21 protein-coding genes are annotated in these 20,215 nt (G+C 64.7%); 16 read left to right on the top strand and 5 right to left on the bottom strand.

The window, feature by feature from the left end:
• Window positions 1-8 precede the first annotated feature (8 nt).
• The 14 genes from ACP5M5_RS03060 (at window position 9) to ACP5M5_RS02995 (ending at window position 13,610) form a co-directional block, all read left to right on the top strand.
• Complete coding sequence (locus ACP5M5_RS03060; RefSeq protein ID WP_427935471.1) at window positions 9-896, top strand: hypothetical protein; 888 nt, start codon at window positions 9-11, stop codon at window positions 894-896.
• Window positions 897-1,009: 113 nt separating this feature from the next.
• Window positions 1,010-1,891, top strand: a complete 882-nt coding sequence (coxB, locus tag ACP5M5_RS03055; protein WP_427935469.1) for a cytochrome c oxidase subunit II — start codon at window positions 1,010-1,012, stop codon at window positions 1,889-1,891.
• Between the two features lie 41 nt (window positions 1,892-1,932).
• A complete protein-coding gene (ctaD, locus tag ACP5M5_RS03050) occupies window positions 1,933-3,531 on the top strand; it encodes a cytochrome c oxidase subunit I (RefSeq protein WP_427935468.1) in 1,599 nt (532 codons plus the stop codon).
• A 14-nt stretch (window positions 3,532-3,545) separates the two neighbouring features.
• A complete protein-coding gene (locus ACP5M5_RS03045) occupies window positions 3,546-4,493 on the top strand; it encodes a heme o synthase (protein ID WP_427935467.1) in 948 nt (315 codons plus the stop codon).
• Between the two features lie 8 nt (window positions 4,494-4,501).
• Window positions 4,502-4,651, top strand: a complete 150-nt coding sequence (locus ACP5M5_RS03040; RefSeq protein WP_427935465.1) for a hypothetical protein — start codon at window positions 4,502-4,504, stop codon at window positions 4,649-4,651.
• Window positions 4,652-4,791: 140 nt separating this feature from the next.
• Window positions 4,792-5,643 carry a cytochrome c oxidase subunit 3 gene (locus ACP5M5_RS03035; protein ID WP_427935464.1) on the top strand — a complete coding sequence of 284 codons (852 nt, stop codon included), beginning with the start codon at window positions 4,792-4,794 and terminating at the stop codon, window positions 5,641-5,643.
• Between the two features lie 6 nt (window positions 5,644-5,649).
• Window positions 5,650-6,018: a DUF983 domain-containing protein gene (locus tag ACP5M5_RS03030; RefSeq protein WP_427935462.1), complete on the top strand. Its 369-nt coding sequence runs from the start codon at window positions 5,650-5,652 to the stop codon at window positions 6,016-6,018.
• On the top strand, window positions 6,015-6,740 hold the full coding sequence (locus tag ACP5M5_RS03025; RefSeq protein ID WP_427935460.1) for an SURF1 family protein: 726 nt from the start codon (window positions 6,015-6,017) through the stop codon (window positions 6,738-6,740). Before ACP5M5_RS03030 ends, ACP5M5_RS03025 begins: the two co-directional genes overlap by 4 nt.
• Window positions 6,733-8,214, top strand: coding sequence for a carboxypeptidase M32 (locus tag ACP5M5_RS03020; RefSeq protein WP_427935458.1), 1,482 nt, complete (start codon window positions 6,733-6,735; stop codon window positions 8,212-8,214). Before ACP5M5_RS03025 ends, ACP5M5_RS03020 begins: the two co-directional genes overlap by 8 nt.
• A 115-nt stretch (window positions 8,215-8,329) precedes the next feature.
• Window positions 8,330-9,766 carry a circularly permuted type 2 ATP-grasp protein gene (locus tag ACP5M5_RS03015; RefSeq protein ID WP_427935456.1) on the top strand — a complete coding sequence of 479 codons (1,437 nt, stop codon included), beginning with the start codon at window positions 8,330-8,332 and terminating at the stop codon, window positions 9,764-9,766.
• Entirely contained in the window at window positions 9,766-10,710 is a 945-nt protein-coding gene (locus ACP5M5_RS03010) for an alpha-E domain-containing protein (RefSeq protein ID WP_427935454.1), read from the top strand. Before ACP5M5_RS03015 ends, ACP5M5_RS03010 begins: the two co-directional genes overlap by 1 nt.
• An 11-nt stretch (window positions 10,711-10,721) precedes the next feature.
• Complete coding sequence (locus ACP5M5_RS03005) at window positions 10,722-11,531, top strand: transglutaminase family protein (RefSeq protein WP_427935453.1); 810 nt, start codon at window positions 10,722-10,724, stop codon at window positions 11,529-11,531.
• A 280-nt stretch (window positions 11,532-11,811) separates the two neighbouring features.
• Window positions 11,812-12,750 carry a glutathione synthase gene (gene gshB, locus ACP5M5_RS03000; RefSeq protein ID WP_427935452.1) on the top strand — a complete coding sequence of 313 codons (939 nt, stop codon included), beginning with the start codon at window positions 11,812-11,814 and terminating at the stop codon, window positions 12,748-12,750.
• Window positions 12,747-13,610 carry an MBL fold metallo-hydrolase gene (locus ACP5M5_RS02995; protein ID WP_427935451.1) on the top strand — a complete coding sequence of 288 codons (864 nt, stop codon included), beginning with the start codon at window positions 12,747-12,749 and terminating at the stop codon, window positions 13,608-13,610. Before gshB ends, ACP5M5_RS02995 begins: the two co-directional genes overlap by 4 nt.
• A 33-nt stretch (window positions 13,611-13,643) precedes the next feature.
• Here ACP5M5_RS02995 and ACP5M5_RS02990 read toward each other — a convergent pair whose 3' ends face one another.
• From ACP5M5_RS02990 to def, 4 genes are all read right to left on the bottom strand, one after another.
• Window positions 13,644-14,189, bottom strand: a complete 546-nt coding sequence (locus ACP5M5_RS02990; protein WP_427935449.1) for a CHAP domain-containing protein — start codon at window positions 14,187-14,189, stop codon at window positions 13,644-13,646.
• Between the two features lie 668 nt (window positions 14,190-14,857).
• Window positions 14,858-17,440 carry an ATP-dependent chaperone ClpB gene (gene clpB, locus ACP5M5_RS02985; RefSeq protein WP_427935447.1) on the bottom strand — a complete coding sequence of 861 codons (2,583 nt, stop codon included), beginning with the start codon at window positions 17,438-17,440 and terminating at the stop codon, window positions 14,858-14,860.
• A gap of 99 nt (window positions 17,441-17,539) precedes the next feature.
• Window positions 17,540-18,166: a COQ9 family protein gene (locus tag ACP5M5_RS02980; RefSeq protein ID WP_427935445.1), complete on the bottom strand. Its 627-nt coding sequence runs from the start codon at window positions 18,164-18,166 to the stop codon at window positions 17,540-17,542.
• Window positions 18,163-18,702: a peptide deformylase gene (gene def, locus ACP5M5_RS02975; protein WP_427935443.1), complete on the bottom strand. Its 540-nt coding sequence runs from the start codon at window positions 18,700-18,702 to the stop codon at window positions 18,163-18,165. The genes ACP5M5_RS02980 and def overlap by 4 nt, the downstream gene beginning before the upstream one ends.
• A 154-nt stretch (window positions 18,703-18,856) precedes the next feature.
• On the opposite strand from def, the gene rpsU reads away from it, so the two are divergent.
• The gene (gene rpsU / locus ACP5M5_RS02970; protein WP_114912459.1) at window positions 18,857-19,060 is read left to right on the top strand and encodes a 30S ribosomal protein S21; all 204 of its coding nucleotides are present in this window, start codon (window positions 18,857-18,859) and stop codon (window positions 19,058-19,060) included.
• A 49-nt stretch (window positions 19,061-19,109) separates the two neighbouring features.
• Window positions 19,110-19,580 carry a MaoC family dehydratase gene (locus ACP5M5_RS02965; RefSeq protein ID WP_427935442.1) on the top strand — a complete coding sequence of 157 codons (471 nt, stop codon included), beginning with the start codon at window positions 19,110-19,112 and terminating at the stop codon, window positions 19,578-19,580.
• A gap of 51 nt (window positions 19,581-19,631) precedes the next feature.
• Here the strand turns inward: ACP5M5_RS02965 and ACP5M5_RS02960 are convergent, their stop codons facing one another.
• Window positions 19,632-20,162: a PEP-CTERM sorting domain-containing protein gene (locus ACP5M5_RS02960; protein ID WP_427935520.1), complete on the bottom strand. Its 531-nt coding sequence runs from the start codon at window positions 20,160-20,162 to the stop codon at window positions 19,632-19,634.
• Window positions 20,163-20,215 lie beyond the last annotated feature (53 nt).

Below are 20,215 nucleotides of genomic sequence, written 5' to 3'. Positions count from 1 at the left end.
GCCTTTTCGTGACCTATGCGTGGCAGAGATGGGGTGCGTGGCAGGGTGGGCGCGCGGTTCTGGCGCTTGCTTTGGCGGCGTATTGTCTTGTCACCCCGGCGGGGGCTGCCTGGCAGGAGGGGGTTGCGCCATCGGCACCGATTTCGGCGCGCATCGTGCTTGCCAGTCCCGGCAGCGATCCGCCGCCGCCGCTGCCCAAAGGGTTTTGCCCCGCGCCCTCGGCACCGGCAGCGCCGTTGGCATCTCCCGCCTTGCGCGCGGGGCTTCGCCCAGGCGGGCATCTCGAAATCCTCGCTATCGGCTCGGGCAGCGTTCTCGGCCCGCCGCCCGGGCGGATTTTCGATTCTTTCGCCTATCGCGCGGCCCAGATTCTAAAGGCGGCGATGCCCAGTGCCGACATTGTGCTCAGCCTCTATGGCGGGCGCGGTATGGCCGCCGAAACCATGAGCCGCGATCTCCCCGCGCGGCTCGCCGAGCATCCGGTGCAACTGGTGATCTGGCAGACCGGCACGATCGAGGCGCTGCGGCGGGTTTCCGCTGCGGCATTTGCCCGCGCGCTCGAGGATGGCCGCGCGGCCGTGGCGCGGGCGGGGGCGGGGTTGATCCTGGTTGATCTGCCCTACAGCCGGGTCTTGCGCATGCATGCCGATTTGCGTCCTTACGAGGCGGTGTTGCGGGCCGCCGCGACCGCGCCGGGGGTGATGCTGTTTTCCCGCTTCGATCTGATGCGCGGCTGGGCCGAAGGAGGGGGGGTCGATCTCGAGCATGCCCGGCGGGCGGAGCGGCTTTTGGATGCGCGGCGGTTGCAGGTCTGTCTCGGGCGGGTGTTGGCGCGCGATATTTTGGCTGGCCTGCCGCCGCCGGACTCGGCGGTCGAGCGGCATCTCAGTCGCTGAACGCGGCACTTTTGACATCGCCTCTTGATCGCGGACGGCAGCGGGGCTAACCGATATCTTCATATCCGCCGGCCACAGCGTGGCCGACACGTCGAAAACGGGAAGATCGGCCGATGCGATTACTGGGGCGGCGTTTCGCTATACTTGTCAGCATGCTCATCGCGACGATGGGGGTGATCGGGCTGGCGCGGCCGGCGCTGGCGCAAGCGCCCAAGCCTTGGGAGATGGACATGCAGCCGGGCTTCAGCCCGGTGAAGCACGACATCATCGCGTTGCACGATTTCGTGCTGGTGATCATCACGCTGATTACGCTTCTGGTCGGCGCGCTGCTGGTGTGGGTGCTCTATCGCTACAATGCGCAGCGCAACCCGCAGGCGAGTCGGACCAGCCACAATACCTTGATCGAGGTGCTGTGGACGGTGCTGCCGATCCTGATCCTGGTGATCATCGCCATTCCCTCTTTCCGCCTGGTCTATTACGAGGATCGGACCCATGATCCGGCGCTGACGATCAAGGTCACGGCGCATCAATGGTATTGGGAATATGGCTATCCCGACCAGGGCGGGCTCGATATCGAAAGCCGCATCATTCCGGACAGCCAGTTAAAACCCGGGCAGATGCGTCTTCTGGAGGTGGATAACCCGCTGGTCGTGCCGGTAGGCAAGGATATCCGCATCCTCACCACCTCGACCGACGTCATCCACAGCTTCTTTATCCCGAGCCTCGGCGTGCAGCGCTACGCGATCCCCGGACGCAGCATCGAAACCTGGGTGCGGGTCGAGAAACCGGGTAGATATTACGGCGAATGCAACCAAGTCTGTGGTATGAACCACAGCCAGATGCCGATCGTGGTTGAGGCGCTGAGCGACGCTGATTTCAAGGCGTGGGCAGCCAAAGCCAAGGCGCAGGAGCAGACGTCGGAGAACGCACCGGCGAGGCTCGGCGACAACCGCCTGGCGGCGGCGGATGGGCTAATGAACGAGGCGCAGCGCTGACCCTGCTTTTCGGGCGGCGTTTTTCGAGGAGTTGATGAGCGATGGCAAGTGCAACCACCCATGATCATGCTCATGGCGAGCATCACGGGCATTATCCCGGCTTCGCCGCGCGCTGGTTGTTCAGCACCAATCACAAAGACATCGGCACGCTCTACCTGATTTTCGCCGCGGTTGCCGCGGTGATCGGCGGCGGGCTTTCGATGATCATGCGCGCGCAACTGATGTATCCCGGCCAGCACATCGTCGAGAACGGTCAGATCTGGAATACCATCGTGACCGCGCACGGGCTGATCATGATTTTCTTCGTGGTCATGCCGGCGCTGATCGGCGGGTTCGGCAACTGGTTCGTACCGCTGATGATCGGCGCCCCGGATATGGCCTTCCCACGCCTCAACAATATCAGCTTCTGGCTGCTGGTGCCGGCCCTGACTTTGGTTTGCGCCGGGTTGCTAATGGGCGAATCGGGGTCAGGCTGGACGCTCTATCCGCCGCTCTCGAATGCTATGTACGAACCCGGCCCGGGGATGGATTTCACCCTGTTCGCGCTCCATCTCGCTGGTATTTCGTCGCTGCTCGGCGCCATCAACTTCATCACCACCATCTTCAACATGCGCGCCCCCGGCATGACGTTGCACAAGATGCCGCTTTTCGTCTGGGGCATGCTGGTGACGGCGTTCCTGCTGCTGCTCTCGATCCCGGTGCTTGCCGGGGCGATCACCATGCTGATCACCGACCGCAATTTCGGCACCACCTTCTTTGACCCGCAAGGCGGCGGCGATCCGGTCCTGTTCCAGCATTTGTTCTGGTTCTTCGGTCATCCTGAAGTCTACATCATGATCCTGCCGGCGTTCGGGATCATCAGCCACATCGTCTCCACCTTCAGCAAGAAGCCGGTCTTCGGCTATCTCGGCATGGCCTATGCGATGGTCGCGATCGGCGTCGTTGGTTTCGTGGTCTGGGCGCATCACATGTTCGTCTCCGGCATGGATGTCGATACCCGCGCCTATTTCATGGCCGCGACCCTGGTCATCGCGGTGCCGACCGGGGTGAAGATCTTCTCCTGGATCGCGACCATGTGGGGCGGCGCGATCGAGATGACGGTGCCGATGCTGTGGGCGGTCGGGTTCATCTTCGTCTTCACCATCGGTGGCGTCACCGGCGTGGTTCTCGCCAATGCCGGCATCGATCAGATCGTGCACAACACCTATTACGTCATCGCCCATTTCCACTATGTGCTATCGCTCGGCGCGGTGTTTGGCATCTTCGCCGGCATTTATTTCTGGATCGGCAAGATGACCGGGCGGCCATTCCCGGAATTCTGGGCGCGGGTGCATTTCTGGATGTTCTTCGTCGGCGTCAATCTCACCTTCTTCCCGATGCATTTCCTTGGTCTTGCCGGGATGCCGCGGCGCTACCCCGATTATCCGGAGGCGTTCGCCGGCTGGAACTATGTCTCCTCGATCGGCGCCTACATCGCGGGACTCTCGGCGCTAGTGTTCTTTTACGTCATGTTCCGCACCTTCACCTCGAAAGAGCGTGTCGGCGATAATTATTGGGGCGAGGGCGCGACGACGCTGGAATGGACGGTGAGTTCGCCGCCGCCCTTCCACACTTACGAGGAATTGCCGCAGATCCGCTGACGGCAGAGACGGGTATGAGCGATTCTGTTTGGATCGAAGCGCCTGGCGGGGAGATCATCTCCTCGCCGCTCGTCGCGGTCGCGACCGTGGGCGACTGGATGACTCTGCTCAAGCCGCGGGTGATGACGCTGGTCGTTTTCACCGGGCTGGTCGGCTTGCTGGTAGCGCCGGGGGGAATGCATCCGGTGCTCGGTCTCGCGGCGATCCTGTGCATTGCGGTCGGCGCTGGTGCGGCCGGGGCGATCAATATGTGGTACGACCGTGACATCGACGCAGTGATGCGGCGGACGGCGCGGCGGCCAGTGCCGGACGGGCGGATCGCGCCGGCGGATGCGCTCGGCTTCGGGATTGCGCTGGCCGTCGCCTCGGTTCTGGTCATGGGGCTTGCGACCAATGTCGCGGCTGGTTCTGCCCTCGCGGCCTCGATCCTGTTTTACGTGTTCGTCTATACGATGTGGCTGAAGCGGCGGACGCCGCAGAACATCGTCATCGGCGGGGCTGCCGGGGCCTTCCCGCCGCTGATCGGTTGGGTCGCGGTGACCGGGCATCTCGCGCTAACGCCACTCGTGCTGTTTGCCATTATTTTCTTCTGGACGCCGCCGCATTTCTGGTCGCTCGCGCTCTACGCCCATGGCGATTACGCGCGCGCCGGTGTGCCGATGCTGCCTGTGGTGGCCGGCCCGCGGGCGACGCGTCGGCAGATCATGCTCTACACGTTGGTCTTGGTGCCGATCACGCTCTTGCCATGGGTGTTGGGCGAGGCTGGCCGAATCTATGGCCTCGCGGCGTGCGGGCTCGGGCTTGGCTTTTTGGTGAGCGCCTGGCGGGTGCTGCGCGACGCGGTGGATGCGACGGGGCGGAGCCTGACCAAGGATGCGCCAGCGCGGGCGGCTTTTCGCTATTCCATCCTCTATCTTTTCGCGCTGTTCGCGGCCTTCGCCGTCGACCGTCTGGTCGGGTGAACGGCGTGATGACCGAGCCGGTGCCAGCGCCGCCGCCGATCAAGCCCGCCGATCTCGAACGGCGCCGGCGGGGGCGCAATTGGGCGCTGTTCGTGGTGCTGTTTGCCCTCGCCGGCCTATTCTATGCCATCACCATCGCCAAGATGACGCGCCATTGATCTGATATCGCTCCCCGCCCATGGCGCACACCCAGTTTTCGCTGATCAACCACTTGAATCGTGCGCTCTTTTGGCCATGATGCGCGGACGAAGCCTTTCCACCGCCGGATCAAGCCCGGCCGAGATGAGACGGACGAGACATGAGCACTGATACCCACGCCGCTGCCCTCCCTGTCGCCAGTTCTGGCCTGAAGCAGCCTTATCATCTGGTCGATCCCAGCCCGTGGCCGATCGTTGGCGCTCTGGCGGGTGGCCTGACCGTGCTCGGCATCGTCTTCGAGGCGCATTATCATAGTTGGACGCTGCTCATTCTCGGTCTGCTCGGCGTGCTCGGGGTGATGTTCTTCTGGTGGCGTGACGTGCTCAAGGAAAGCCACACGCCGGGGATGCATTCGCCGGTGGTGCGGCTTGGCCTGCGCTACGGCATGATGTTCTTCATCACCAGCGAAGTGATGTTCTTCGTTGCTTTCTTCTGGGCGTTTTTCAATTTCGCGCTGTTTCCCGAGCATGTCGCCGGCGCCAAGGAAATGGTCTGGCCGCCGGAGGGGATCCACACCTTCGCCCCGTTCCATATTCCCTTCCTGAACACCATGATCCTGCTGCTCTCGGGCACCACCGTTACCTGGGCGCATCACAGCCTGTTGGAGAATGACCGTAAGGGGCTGGTCATGGGGCTGTTGCTGACGGTGTTGCTCGGGCTCAGCTTTACCGGCTTTCAGGCGCTTGAGTATTCCCACGCGCCGTTTCATTTCGGTGGCACCATCTACCCTTCGGTGTTCTTCCTCGCGACCGGGTTTCACGGCTTTCACGTCATCGTCGGGACGTTGTTCTTGATCGTGTGCCTCCTCCGCGCGTCTGGTGGCGATTTTACGCCCGAGCGGCATTTTGGCTTCGAGGCGGCAGCCTGGTATTGGCATTTCGTCGATGTCGTTTGGCTGTTCCTGTTCGTGTGCATCTATTGGTGGGGGGCGTCGCCGGTATCCGCCGGCTGAGCGCCGATGCCGCCGGCCCCGGATGCGGCGATCTCGCCGATTTGGGCGGCGCTTGCGGGGCGGTGTCCGCGTTGCGGCCAGGGTAAACTGTTCGCGGGCCTGCTCACGGTGCGCCCCGCCTGCCCAGTTTGCGGTCTCGATCTCAGCGCCCATGATGCCGGTGACGGTCCGGCGGTCGCGGTTATTCTCGTCCTCGGCGCGGTGATCGTCGTCTTGGCATTCTGGGTCGAATTCACGTTCTCGCCGCCGCTTTGGGTGCATGCGGTGTTGTGGCCGGTGGTGACGGTCCCGCTCGCCATCGCGATGATGCGCCCGCTGAAGGCGGCGCTAATCGTGTTGCAATATCGCTATCGCCGCACCGAGATGGGGCCGTGACCGCGCCGCGCCGCCAGCGCAAACGCCGCAATTTTCTGGTCCCGACGCTGAGCACGGCGGTTATGCTGGCGGTTTTGCTGGGGCTCGGCGTTTGGCAGTTGCGGCGGCTGGCCTGGAAAGACGGCATTCTCGCCGCGATAGCGGCCGCCGAGGCGGCGCCGCCGGTTGCGCTGCCGGCGGCGCCGACGCCCTTCGAGAAAGTCGTCGTCCATGGCCGCTATCTGCCAGTGATCGCGCTCTACGGCGCCGAAGTGCGCGAGACGGCGCGGGGGCCGACGATGGGCGGACAATTATTGCAGGTGCTGGTGCCGGCGGCGGGACCGCCGCTCCTGGTCGCACGCGGCTGGATCCCCGATGGCGCGCTCGCCGCTTTCGCCGAAGCGGCGCCAGCGGTAAGCGTCATCGGCTTCGTCCGGCTGCCGGCGCGCCCGGGCTGGTTCACGCCGCGCGACGATCCCGGGCGGTTGCGCTTTTATACCCTCGACCCGGCTCGGATCGGCGCCGCGCTCGGCCTCAAAACGGTCGCGCCGTTCACGCTGATGGCGATGGGGCCGCCGCCGCCCGGCGGCATCCCGGCGCCGGCCGAGAACCTGCCGCGGCCACCGAACAATCACCTCTCCTACGCCCTGACCTGGTTCGGGCTCGCGATCGCGCTTGCGGTGATTTACGGTCTTTGGCTGCGAAGATATTGGCGGCAGGAGGGAGCCGGCGGCGATGAATGAAGCTTACACCCGTCTCCGGGCGCGCTTTGCCCGCATCGCGGTGATCGAGGAAGCGCAGGCGATGCTGGGGTGGGACGCCGCGACGATGATGCCTCCGGGGGGCGGGGCGGCGCGCGGCGAGCAACTTGCGGTCCTTGCCGGGCTTGCGCATGAGTTGCTAATCGCCGGCGAGGTGGCGGAGTGGCTCTCCGGCGCCGATCCCGGCGATGATCCATGGGAGCGCGCCAATCTCGCTTTGATGGCAGAGCGCTATCGCCGCGCCGCGGCGCTGCCGGGCGATCTCGTCGAGGCGCAGGCGCGGGCCAATGCGGCGTGCGAGAAAATCTGGCGCTGGGCGCGCGCGGCGGCGGATTTTGCGCAGGTTTTACCCGCTTTCACCGAGGTCGTGCGGCTCGCGCGGGAAACGGCCGCGGCACTCGGGGCGGCGCTCGGGCTTGATCCTTATGACGCGCTGATGGAGGGGTTTCAGCGTGGCGTGCGCGCCGCTGACGTCGTGCCGATTTTCGCGACCTACGAGGCTTTTCTCGCCGAGGCGTTGCCGCTCGCGCTGGCGCGCCAGGTTGCGCCGCAAATTCCCCCCGGCCCATTCCCCGAGGCAGCGCAGGAGGCACTTTGCCGGCGCTTGGCGGCCCGCGCCGGGCTCGATTTCAGCCATGCCCGGCTTGATCGTTCCTTGCACCCGTTCTCCGGCGGCACGCCCACCGATATCCGCATCACCACCCGCTATGACGAGGCCGATTTCGCGCAAAGCCTGATGGGCGTGATGCATGAGACCGGACACGCGCTTTATGAGGCGGGTTTGCCGACCGCTTATGCTCGCCAGCCGGTTGGCATGGCGGCAGGGATGGTGGTGCATGAGAGCCAGTCCTTGATCATCGAAATGCAGGCGTGCCGCTCGGATGCGTTTCTTGCATGGCTCGGCCCGATTTTGCATGAAAGTTTCGGCGGGGCTGCGGCGCTTTACGCGCCGGAAAACTTGGCGCGACTCTGGCGGCGTGTCGGGCGCGGCTTTATTCGCGTCGATGCCGATGAAGTGACCTACCCCGCCCATGTCATCCTCCGCTTTCGCCTCGAGCGGGCGTTGATCTCGGGCGATCTCGCCCCGGCCGACCTTCCCGGCGCGTGGCGCGAGGGGATGGCGGCGCTGCTCGGCATCACCCCGCGACATGACGCCGAGGGGTGTCTCCAGGATATCCATTGGTATGACGGCGCGTTCGGCTATTTCCCGAGCTATACGCTCGGGGCGATGGCGGCGGCGCAATTGATGGCGGCGGCGCGGAGGGGGGTGCCGGGGCTCGACGCGGCGCTCGCCGCCGGCGATTTCACCCCGCTCCGCACCTGGCTCCGGGCCGAGATCCATGCCCGCGGCAGCCTGCTCGGGTTCAACGATCTGCTCCGCGCCGCGACCGGCAAACCGCTCGACCCCGAGGATTTCATGGCGCATCTCCGCCGCCGCTATCTCGGCGGACGGTGAGACCTCGACGCGGTCTTTTGTATTTTTGGCACGAGATTTGCTTTATTGTCCCTGTCCGATGCGGATAGGTGGGGAAGCGATGGCACCGCCAGAGGGAGATTTGCCAGAGGAGAGAATGCCGGCGGCAGGGCAGGGGGAAGGCTCGGCCGGGTTCGATGAAATGCATCATGCGGGGGCGTGCCGCGCCCCTTACGCCATGATCCGCGATTGGCTCGCGGATCTCCCGCCCGATCTCCTCCGCCGCAAGCATGAGGAGGCGGAGCTTTTGTTCCGCCGGGTCGGCATCACCTTCGCGGTCTATACCGAAGGCGGTAGTCCCGAGCGCACCATTCCCTTCGACATCATTCCGCGGGTGCTCGATGCGGAGGAGTGGGCCTTTCTCGAGCGCGGCCTCCGCCAGCGCGTGCGGGCGCTGAACGCGTTTCTCGTTGATGTCTATCAGGGGCGCGAAATCCTCCGCGCCGGGCGGATACCCGAGGCGCTGATCCTCATGAATGAGGGGTTTTGCCCTGAGATGCAGGATTTCATACCCGTCCACGGCGCCTATACCCATATCGCCGGCATCGATATCGTTCGCCTCGGGCCGCGCGAATTCTGCGTGCTCGAAGATAATTGCCGGGTGCCCTCGGGCGCTTCCTACATGCTGGAGAACCGTGAGGCGACGATGCGCCTGTTCCCCGGCCTGCTCGGGCGCCATCGCGTCGCGCCGGTCTCGCATTACCCCGAGGATCTGCTCGATACCCTGCGCTCGGTGGCCCCGCCGCAGTGTCCGGGCGAGCCGGCGGTCGCGTTGCTGACCCCGGGCGCCTTCAACAGCGCCTATTACGAGCATTCTTTCCTCGCCGACGAGATGGGGATCGAGATCGTCGAGGGCGCGGATCTCTTCATCGAAGACAATATCGTCTTCATGCGCACCACCGAGGGGCCACGCCGGATCGATGTCCTCTATCGCCGGGTGGATGACGATTTCCTCGATCCGCTGACCTTCCGCCCCGATTCGACACTCGGCGTCCCCGGCCTGTTCGGCGCCTATCGCGCCGGCAATGTGACGCTGGCCAATGCCGTCGGCGCCGGCATCGCCGATGATAAATCGGTTTATCGTTATGTTCCGGAAATGATTCGTTTCTATCTCGGCGAGGCGCCGCTGCTCGCCAATGTGCCGACCTTCGATTGTGGCCGCGCCGAGGATCTCGCCTATGTCCTCGCCCATCTCGACGAATTGGTGGTGAAGGAGGCGCGGGGTTCCGGCGGCTATGGCATGTTGATCGGCCCGCAGGCGAGCCGCGCCGAACGCGACGTCTTCGCCGCCCGCCTCCGCGCTCGCCCCGGTGATTATATCGCGCAGCCGACGCTCGCGCTCTCCACCTGCCCGACCTATGTCGAGAGCGGGATCGCGCCGCGCCATGTCGATCTTCGTCCCTTCGTTCTGGTCGGCAAGGAGATCCGTATCGTTCCCGGCGGATTGACTCGCGTCGCGCTTCGCGCGGGGTCGCTGGTGGTCAATTCCAGCCAGGGCGGCGGCACCAAGGATACCTGGGTGCTGGAGGCGTGATGCTGAGCCGCACCGCCGACAGCTTATTCTGGCTCGCCCGCTATGTTGAGCGGGCAGAGAATGTCGCCCGTATCCTGACGGTCGGGCATCGCATGGCGAGCCTTGCCCACTCTTTGGGCAATGCCGGCAATGAGTGGTACTCGACGCTCCGCGCCGCCGGCTGCGAGGACGGGTTTTTCGGCAAATATGAGGCCGCCGAGGCCGGGACGGTGATCGCCTACATGGTCTTCGATGCCGATAACCCCTCCAGCATCTTCTCCTGCCTCGAAACTGCGCGCCGCAACGCCCGCGCGGTGCGCACCGCACTCACCGTCGATATGTGGGAGGCGCTCAATCAGAGCTGGATGCGGCTCCGCGATCTCGATCCCGCGGCGATCATCGCACACGGCCTGATCGATTTTCTCGACTGGGTGAAAGAGCGCTCTCTGATCTTCACCGGCGCCTATGCCAACACCATGCTGCGCAACGACGCCTTCTTTTTCACCCGCCTCGGCACCTTTCTGGAGCGCGCCGACAATACTGCCCGCCTGCTCGACGTCAAATACCACGTTCTGCTGCCACGCGATGAAGGGGTTGGCGGCGCTCTCGATTATTATCAATGGCAGGCGATATTGCGCTCGGTCTCGGCGTTGCGCAGTTATCACTGGATCTATCATGACCGCTTGCAGCCCTGGCTGATCGCCGAGCTGTTGCTGCTGCGCCCGGAGATGCCGCGGTCGCTGCGCGCGAGCATGGAGCAGATCACCCGCCATCTCGATCTCCTCGCCGACACCTATGGCGGCAAGCGCGGGGAATGCCATCGTCTCGCCGGCGAGATGTATGCGCGGCTTTGCTTCGGCCGGATCGAGGATATTTTTCAGTCCGGGCTGCATGAATTCCTCGTCGCCTTTCTCGACCAGACGGCCCGTCTCGGCGGCGAGATCAGCCGTCTCTACTTGATGTGAGCGGGGTGGGCGTGCGTTTGCGAGTGCGGCATGAGACCAGCTACCACTATGATGCCCCGGTGATGGCGATGACCCAGGTGCTGCGCCTCGCCCCGCGCTCGCATGACGGGCAGCGCGTGCTTTCCTGGCAGGTGCGCGTCATGCCCGGCCGCCCGCTGCCTTCTTTCATCGACGGGTTTGGCAACATCGTCCATTGCCATGCGATCAACCATCCCCACCGGGCGGTGACCATCCTAGTCACCGGCGAGGTCGAGACGGAGGCCACGGATGGCGTCGTGCGCGGTGCCGCCGAGCCCCTGCCGCCGCTGTTTTTCCTGCGCGAGACGAGGCTCACCGCGGCCGAGCCGGCGATCGTCGATTTTGCGCGCGGGATCGGCGGGGGAGAGTCGGTGCTCACCGTGCTGCACGCGCTGATGCGCGCCGTCGGCGAGCGGGTTGCCTATCGCCCTGGCGTGACCGATACCGCCACCACCGCGACCGAAGCGCTCGCGCGCGGGGGCGGGGTCTGTCAGGATCACGCGCATCTCTTCATCGCCGCCGCCCGCGCCCGTGGCATGCCGGCGCGCTATGTTGGGGGGTATTTATGGACCGGGATGGCACCGGAGCACGACCAGGCGAGCCATGCCTGGGCGGAGGCGTTTGTCCCTGACATTGGCTGGGTTGGGTTCGACCCCTCGAACGGCGTTTGCCCGACCGAAGCCTATATCCGCACCAGCGTCGGCCTCGATTATCTCGCCGCGGCGCCGACGCGCGGGATCAGACGCGGCGACGCCGCCGAGACGCTGGCGGTCGCGGTTGCGGTCACCGCCGGGGATCAGTGATCCTATAGGAGTCCGTCTCGGGCGGAAATCTCGCGCGCCACGCCGCCTCCGCATGGCGCTTGCATAGCGCGCCCGGATGACCTCATATTTTACGAGATCCGCTGGATTTTAGGCCGGCCCCTCATGTGTGAGGGAAGACGTAAAAGAAAGATCGCTCTTTTTTGCAAAAAAGAACCAAAAAATTTTTATCTGTTTGGCCGTGCCGCGGGCATTGCCTTTTCGGGGAAAATCGCCGCTCTGAGACCTGAGATAGCGCTCTGACCCAAGGACCAGGACCACGATGAAAATCGCCGTGCAGATGGACCCGATCGAAAGCCTCAATATCGAGGCCGATTCCACCTTCGCCCTGATGCTCGAGGGCGAGGCCCGCGGGCATGCGTTCTGGTATTACCATGTCCGCGACCTGGTGCTCGAGGATGGCGTGCTGCGTGCGCTCGCGCGCCCGGTTTCGGTCCGCCGCCGCGCCGGCGATCATTTCACCGCGGGTAAACCCGAATGGCTCGATCTTGCGAGCATGGACGTGGTTCTGATGCGCCAGGATCCGCCCTTCGACATGGCCTATATCACCGCAACCCACCTCCTCGAACATATCCACCCGCGGACCCTGGTGGTGAACGATCCGCGCGCGGTGCGGGATGCGCCCGAGAAGCTGCTGGTGACGCATTTCCCCGACATCATGCCGCCGACCATGGTCGCCTGGAATCTCGAGGCCATTCGCGGCTTTCGCGCAACCCACCGGGACATCATCGTCAAACCCCTGTTCGGCAATGGCGGCGCCGGCGTTTTCCACATCCGCCCCGATGACGAGAATTTCGCGGCCCTGCTCGAATGGCATTTCGCCACCTCGCGCGAGCCGCTCATGGTGCAGCGCTACGAACCCGCCGTGCGCGCCGGCGACAAGCGCATCATCCTCGTCGATGGTGAGCCGATGGGCGCGATCAACCGGGTGCCGGCGGCGGGTGAGGCGCGCTCGAACATGCATGTCGGCGGCCGGCCGGAAGCGGCCTTGCTGACACCGCGCGAGCGCGACATCTGCGCGCGCATTGGCCCGATGTTGCGCGACCGCGGGCTGATTTTCGTCGGCATCGATGTGATCGGGGACTGGCTCACCGAAATCAATGTCACCTCGCCGACCGGGATTCAGGAAATCGCGCGGTTCGACGGCAGCAATCTCGCCGCCGCGATTTGGCAGCGGATCGAGGCGCGGCGGGTGTCATGAGCGCGGAGATCACCTCATTCTACGACCCGGCGACGCACACGCTGAGCCATCTCGTCGCCGATCCCAAGACCAAGGTCGCGGCGGTGATCGACCCGGTGCTCGATTTCGATTACGCCTCGGGCAAGGCCTCGGCGCGGATGGCAGCGGCGATCCTGGCGGCGGCGGCGGCGCGAGGGCTGAGCATCGATTGGTGCCTTGAGACCCATGTCCATGCCGATCATCTTTCGGCCGCAGCGTTTTTCAAGCGCGAGACCGGCGCCAAAATCGGCATCGGCGCTCGCATCGGCGAGGTGCAGCAAATCTTCCGCCCGGTATTCAACGCAACCGACCTCTCCGGCGCCGGCGCGGAATTCGATCACCTGTTCGAGGATGGCGAGCGTTTCCAGATCGGGTCGCTCGACGCCTGGGTGATGGCAACGCCTGGGCATACCCCGGCTTGCGTCAGCTACGGCGTCGCGGATGCGGTTTTCGTCGGCGACACCTTGTTTGCGCCAGATTACGGCACCGCCCGCGCCGATTTTCCCGGCGGCAACGCGCGCACCCTCTATCGCTCGATCCGCCGCCTGCTCGCCCTGCCGGGAGAGACGCGGCTTTTCCTCTGCCATGATTATCAGACGCCGGGTCGCGACGGCTTTGCCGCGGTCAGCACGGTTGCCGCGCAACGCGCAGGCAACATCCATGTCCGTGACGGCATCGACGAGGACGAATTCGTTGCCCTCCGTGAGGCGCGCGATAAAACCCTCGCGACGCCACAATTGCTGCTGCCCTCGATCCAGGTCAATCTCCGCTCCGGCGCCCTGCCGCCCAAGGAGGCCAATGGCGTGAGCTATCTCCGCATTCCGGTGACGCTATCGCAGTGAAGATCGGCTACTTCGACGAAATGCGTCGGCGCGCTAGCGGAGATTGCGTTCTGGCGCGTCGGCGGTGAGGTTGTCGTAAGCCGGGGCCTCCGCCACTTCGTCGGCCATCGGTATCGCGGTCAGAACCGGCGTCGTCTGCCGCTCGGCTGGCGTGCGAAGATCACGCGGCGCCGGATTGAGCGGGAGCGCTCGCGGCTCGCCGGCAGCGGCAAAATTATTCCCGACCCCGCGATCATAGATGAAGCCGTACGTGGGATAGATGCTGCCGAATTTGCCTTGGTTGTCGAGAGCGAGGCGGACAGCCGTCCAATCATTCGCGGGCGAGACGTCGATGACTATCATGTTACGGGTGACGCGATTCTGCCCCCAATGCGCGTGGTCGATTTCGATCTCGCGAGAGTTGATGACCCGCTTCACCACCGCGACATGACCGAGCCGCATGGCGCGATTGGCACGAAAGGCGAGCACGCTGCCGATCTCGGGTCGGTTGCCGCGGGCGTAGACGCCGGCCGCTTTATCCCACCAGGTAAAGGCATCGCCGTGCAGATCGATCCCTGAAACCGCGCGAGCGAACGGCACGCATTGGAGTACATGCCCCGACGTACGGTACGACGTTCGCTGGAAATAGGATTTATTTCCGCGCCGCCCCGCCGCCAAATCGTGAGGCAGGGCCTTGTGTCCGGAGCGGCCATGCCGCCGTGCCTGAGAGGAGGCGACAGGGCGCGATGGCGGCTCATGCGCGTTCTGCGAAGAGCTCGCCTGCTGAGCATGCAGAGATATCGGCGTTCCGAGCAGAAACAACGAACCCAAAAGACAGAAAACACCACCACGTCGCCGGACTGGCATGGAACCCCCCTCGAAATGGCAAATCCATTCCGAAAGGTAACATCAGGGTTGCGGCCGCGACAATGCGAAAACCACGGTTGGTTTGCAATCTTGCGTAATAATACGATTTGCCCTGTGTATAACGCCATAGAATAAGACATAAATCCTATTTCAAGGCGGCATTCGCGTGTCGGTAACGTATGGCTACGTATCTTGTCACGCTCGGCATTTCGGAGATTCGGGCGCGCTGCCCTTCTATGGCACGACCTGATGCCCCGTGGAATGACGGGCGACGCTTCGGTGCAACGCGCGGCAGAGGATGGCGGGCACAAAGATTGGCAGCGTCAGTGCCATCGGCACCGACGCTGCGGGTGGAGGGTTTTTAGCGAGTTTGAGAGAGCGGGTTTTCCCTTCTTTTTCCGTCAGGCGGCGTTTTCCAATTCGCCATTGATCAGGAGTCCGTCGCGTCCGGCGCTGATCCGCACGGTGTCGCCATCCTTCACGCCGCCCTCCAGGATGTGCCCGGCGAGCGGGTTTTGCAGGTTGCGTTGGATCACCCGCTTGAGCGGCCGCGCCCCATAGACCGGATCGAAGCCTTCGCGCGCCAGCCACTCGATCGCGGTCTGATCGACGATGAGCGAGATGTGCCGGTCGGCGAGCAGTTTCGCGAGGGCGCCGAGCTGGATTTCGACGATCGCCGCCATATCGCTGCGCTGCAGGCGCCGGAAGAGGATGATCTCGTCGATGCGGTTCAAGAATTCCGGCCGGAAATGCGCCCGCACCACCGCCATCACCTGGCCATGGACCATCGCCGTGGTTTCATTTTCGGGCTGGGCGGCGAGGATGTCGCTGCCGAGATTGCTGGTGAGCACGATGATCGTGTTCTTGAAATCGACCGTCCGCCCCTGGCCGTCGGTCAGCCGTCCGTCATCGAGCACCTGGAGCAAAACATTGAAAACATCCTCGTGCGCTTTCTCGACCTCGTCGAACAGGATCACCTGATAGGGCCGCCGCCGCACCGCTTCCGTCAGCACGCCGCCCTCGTCATAGCCGACATAGCCGGGCGGCGCGCCGATCAGGCGCGAGACGCTGTGCTTTTCCATGAACTCGCTCATGTCGATGCGGACCATGGCGCGCTCGTCATCGAACAGGAATTCGGCCAGCGCCTTGCAGGTTTCGGTCTTGCCGACGCCGGTCGGGCCGAGGAAGAGGAAACTCCCGATCGGCCGGTTCGGATCCTGCAGGCCGGCGCGGGCGCGGCGGACGGCGTTGGCGACGGCGCGGAGCGCATCTTCCTGGCCGACCACGCGCTTGCGCAATTCATCTTCCATGCGCATGAGTTTCGCGCGTTCGCCGGCGAGCATGCGATCGACCGGGACGCCGGTCCAGCGCGAGACCACGCCGGCGATCTGTTCCTCGGTCACCGCCTCGTTGACGAGCTTGCCCTCCTGATGGGAGGCGGCCAGCTTTTTTTCGAGATCGGGAATAACGCCATAAAGCAGTTCGGAGGCGCGGGTGAGGTCGCCGCGCCGCTGCGCGATCTCGACCTCGCTCCGCGCCTGGTCGAGCCTCTCCTTGAGCTTTTGCGACTCCATGAGCTGGGCTTTCTCGGCCACCCAAGCGGCGCTTTTGGCGGCTGACTTTTCCTCGAGATCGGCGAGTTCCTTCTCGAGTTTTTCGAGCCGCTCGCGCGAGGCCGCATCTTCTTCGCGTTTCAGCGCCTCGCGCTCGATTTTGAGCTGGAGGATGCGACGATCGAGTTCGTCTAACTCCTCCGGCTTGCTGTCGACCTGCATGCGCAGCCGGCTCGCCGCCTCGTCGATCAGGTCGATGGCTTTGTCGGGCAGGAAACGGTCGGTGATGTAGCGGTTCGAAAGTGTCGCAGCGGCGACGATGGCGCCATCGGTGATGCGCACGCCGTGGTGGAGTTCGTATTTCTCCTTGATGCCGCGCAGGATGCTGATCGTATCCTCGATGCTCGGCTCGTCGATATAGACCGGCTGGAAGCGCCGCGCCAAAGCCGCGTCTTTCTCGACATGTTTCCGATATTCATCGAGCGTTGTCGCGCCGATACAATGCAGCGCGCCGCGCGCGAGTTCGGGTTTCAGGAGATTCGAGGCATCCATCGCGCCGTCGGCGCGACCGGCGCCGACGAGGGTGTGCATCTCGTCGATGAAGAGGATGATCTCCCCGCCCGCTTCCTCGATTTCCTTGAGCACCGCTTTGAGTCGCTCCTCGAATTCGCCGCGGAACTTGGCGCCGGCAACCATCGCGCCGAGATCGAGCGCCAACAGGCGTTTGCCGGCCAACGCCTCGGGGACGTCGCCATTGACGATGCGCAGCGCCAGACCCTCGACGATCGCGGTTTTGCCGACGCCGGGCTCGCCGATCAGCACCGGATTGTTCTTGGTGCGACGGGCGAGCACCTGAATCGTGCGGCGAATTTCCTCATCGCGCCCGATCACCGGGTCGAGCTTGCCATCGCGTGCGAGCTGCGTGACATCGCGGGCATATTTTTTGAGCGCGTCGAAATTGGCCTCGGCATTGGCGCTGGTGACGCGGCGACCTTTGCGAATGTCATTGAGCGCCCTCTCGAGCGTTTGCGGGGTCACCCCGGCCTCTGACAAAGCGCGGGCGGCGGGGCTCTCGACACTGGCGAGCGCGACCAGGACACGGTCTTGCGCAACGAACTCATCGCCCGCCTTGCGCGCCGCCTGTTCGGCGGCATCGAGCACGCGCACAAGATCGGGCGCGGCCTGCGGCTGCCCCGCGCCACTTCCTTGCACCTTTGGCAGCTTCGCGATCGCCGCGTCGACCGCCGCCTTGGCCGCCTCCGGCCTGCCGCCCGCGGCGCGGATCAGGCCGGAGGCGGCGCCCTCCTCATCGTCGAGCAGCGCTTTTAGGAGATGTTCGGCGCCGAGACGCTGGTGGAATTCGCGAATCGCGATGGTTTGCGCGGCCTGCAGGAACCCCCGCGTACGCTCGGTGAATTTTTCGATATCCATGATGATGTCCCTCGTGACTTAGGCGACCTCCCGCCGGCCCCGGCTGTGGCGGCCGGCGGGGTGTTCTCCCAAATTATCTGGGCAAGCCCGGGAGTGGTCTCAAGAGGGCGCGAGGGTGCCGCAGGCAAAGGGCAGACGGGTTTGCAGGCGTGCGCGCCACTGGCCGAAGGTTTTCAGCCCGGCGAGGCGCCGGTCGAGAAAGGCAAGCGTCGCCGCGTCATCGGGGCTGGCGTCGGTGAGCCAATAAAGCAGCGTCGCACTATAGATGCCGGCGAGCGTCGCGCGTTTGGTGTACCAGGAGAAATCCGTGGCCTCGTCGCCGGCGGCGTGCCAGACTGCGTCCACGCTGCGGGCAAGCAGGCGAAGGGCGGCGAGCCGGTGGCGGCGGAGCGCGAGCCGACCAAGCGCGTGACGCACCGCCTCCTTATGCGGCCGCATGACCGCGAGCCGCGCCGCGAGCAGTGCCCGCACCCGCCCGGTCAGGCCGCGCCCGGTGAGATCGGCGTGCGCGACCATGAGGCGATCGACGCGCGCGGTGAACGCATCGATCATGTCGAGTGCGCCGCCGGGAAAGAGCCGCGTCGCCTCGGCTTCGGCCTCGCCGTGGCGGCGGAGGACGGCGGCGAGCGCTGCGCGCGACCAGCCGGGAAAGTCCGGCTCGGCGAGCAGCCGTTCGAGTGCTGCCTCGCGTGCGCTGAGGATGGGATCGGCCGCTGTCTCGCTCATGATGCGGCTTGCTCCGCCGCGCGCGCGAGTTCCTGATCGAAGCCGAACAAGCGGAAATCGGTCATGCGCATCGGATAGAGAATGCCATCGAGGTGATCGGTCTCGTGCTGCACGACGCCGGCATGGAATCCGGCGGCGATGCGCTCAACCGGCGACCCTTCGGCATCGAGGCCGCGATAGCGGACGCGCCACGGCCGCGGCACGGCGCCGCGAAGGCCGGGGATCGAAAGACACCCCTCCCAACGGAGGCGAATATCGTCGCCGAGCGGCTCGATCTCGGGGTTGATCAGAACGCTCGGGGCGAGCGGCGCGTCTTCCGGGTCATCGCCGCCGCGGGCCGTGGGGACGCGATAGACGAAGAGCCGGAGCGGCACATGCACCTGCGGTGCCGCGAGCCCGACGCCGGGCGCGTCCAGCATCGTTTCCATCATATCGGCGACCAGGCGGCGGATTTCCGGCGCCGTTGGGTCATCGACCGGGGCGGCTTTTTCGAGCAGCACGGGATGCCCCATGCGGGCGATCTTCAAAATGGCCATGGTCTTCACATAAGCGCTGGAAAAAGCTTTGGCGAGAGGCTGGCGCGTGCTATAGCGCCTCGCCCGGACGGCAGAGGCCGCCCACCGGGCGTCTTTTGTTTGCGACGCGGGATCGGCCCGCGGCCGCGATCCAGCGAAAGGAGAAAGCCGCCAAGTGCAAGTCGTTGTTCGTGACAATAATGTCGATCAGGCGCTCAAGGCGCTCAAGAAAAAGCTGCAGCGCGAAGGTGTGTTCCGTGAGATGAAGCTGCGGCGTCATTACGAGAAACCCTCCGAACGCCGTGCCCGTGAGGCCGCCGAAGCGGTACGCCGGGCCCGCAAGATGGAACGCAAGCGATTGGAGCGCGAGGGATTTTGACACCCGCGCGGGGGAGGGGGCACCGCCGCCCCGGGGAGCGGCGGAGGCTATGACGCGCGATCCGCCAAGCCCGGCCGCAATCCGCTATTTCGAGGATTATCCGCTCGATTCGGCGTATGAATACGGCCCGGTCGGCGTGACCGAGGCCGAAATCATCGCGTTCGCCCGGCAATTCGACCCGCAACCGATCCATATCGACCGCGAGGCCGCCGCGTCCGGCCCGTTCGGTGGCTTGATCGCGAGCGGCTGGCACACCGCCGGGCTGATGATGCGGCTGCTCGCGACGCATTTCCTCTCATCGACCAGCATTGCCTCGCCCGGCATCGATGAGCTGCGCTGGCGCGCGCCGGTGCGGCCGGGAGATCAGCTTCGTATCCGGGTGCGGATCACGGAGGCCGAGCGTTCACGCTCGAAGCCCGATCGCGGCATGATCCGGAGCGCGATCGAGGTCATCAATCAGCACGACACCGTGGTGATGTCGCTTTCGGCGATGAATTTGATACGCTGCCGGCCATCCTAAGCCAAAGCGGTAGGTTGGCCGCTTTTCCCCTGGGGTGGCCGCGCCAGCCGCTCAGCGGCGGCGCAGGCGCGCCGCGCCAAGCCCGAAGAGAGCAGTCCCGAACAGAACCAATGAGGCCGGTTCGGGCACCTGGACCGGAGGATTGCCGTTGGTGGTGGGTGGCACCAAGCCGGGGGTCGAGATCGTGCCGCTCCCCGAAATACTGCCATTATTGACGATGGTCGCGCCTGACGCCTGAATCCCGGTCTCGTTGAAAGTGAGCGTGATGCTCATCGTCTGATCGAGCGAGGAAACCCCGTTATAGCTGAGAATATTCGCCCCTGAGCTGGGATTGGCGGCAACAAAATTGCCGACTTCATAGACCGTCACCGATTCGCTGCCCGAGGCCGCGCTGCCAGTCTCGTTGAGGATCTCGGAATGGTATTGCTGCCCGTTGATGGTGATCGAACTCGCGCCGGTGAAGGTGCCAAGGGCGGAGGCGAGGGTAAAATTATCGGGCGTGCCAAAACTGAAGCTGACGCTGCTGGGAAGGCTCTCATTGCCCGAATAGGCGGTGATCGCGGAATTGCCGTCCACCCCCATGGGGGTCAAGGAGCCGGTTCCTTGGGCCCAGGCGACGGGAGACGCCGAAAATC

This window comes from Acidibrevibacterium sp. (assembly GCF_049965395.1).
Taxonomy (GTDB): Bacteria; Pseudomonadota; Alphaproteobacteria; order Acetobacterales; family Acetobacteraceae; genus Acidibrevibacterium; species Acidibrevibacterium fodinaquatile.
This window is presented reverse-complemented; position numbering and strand designations above follow the sequence as displayed.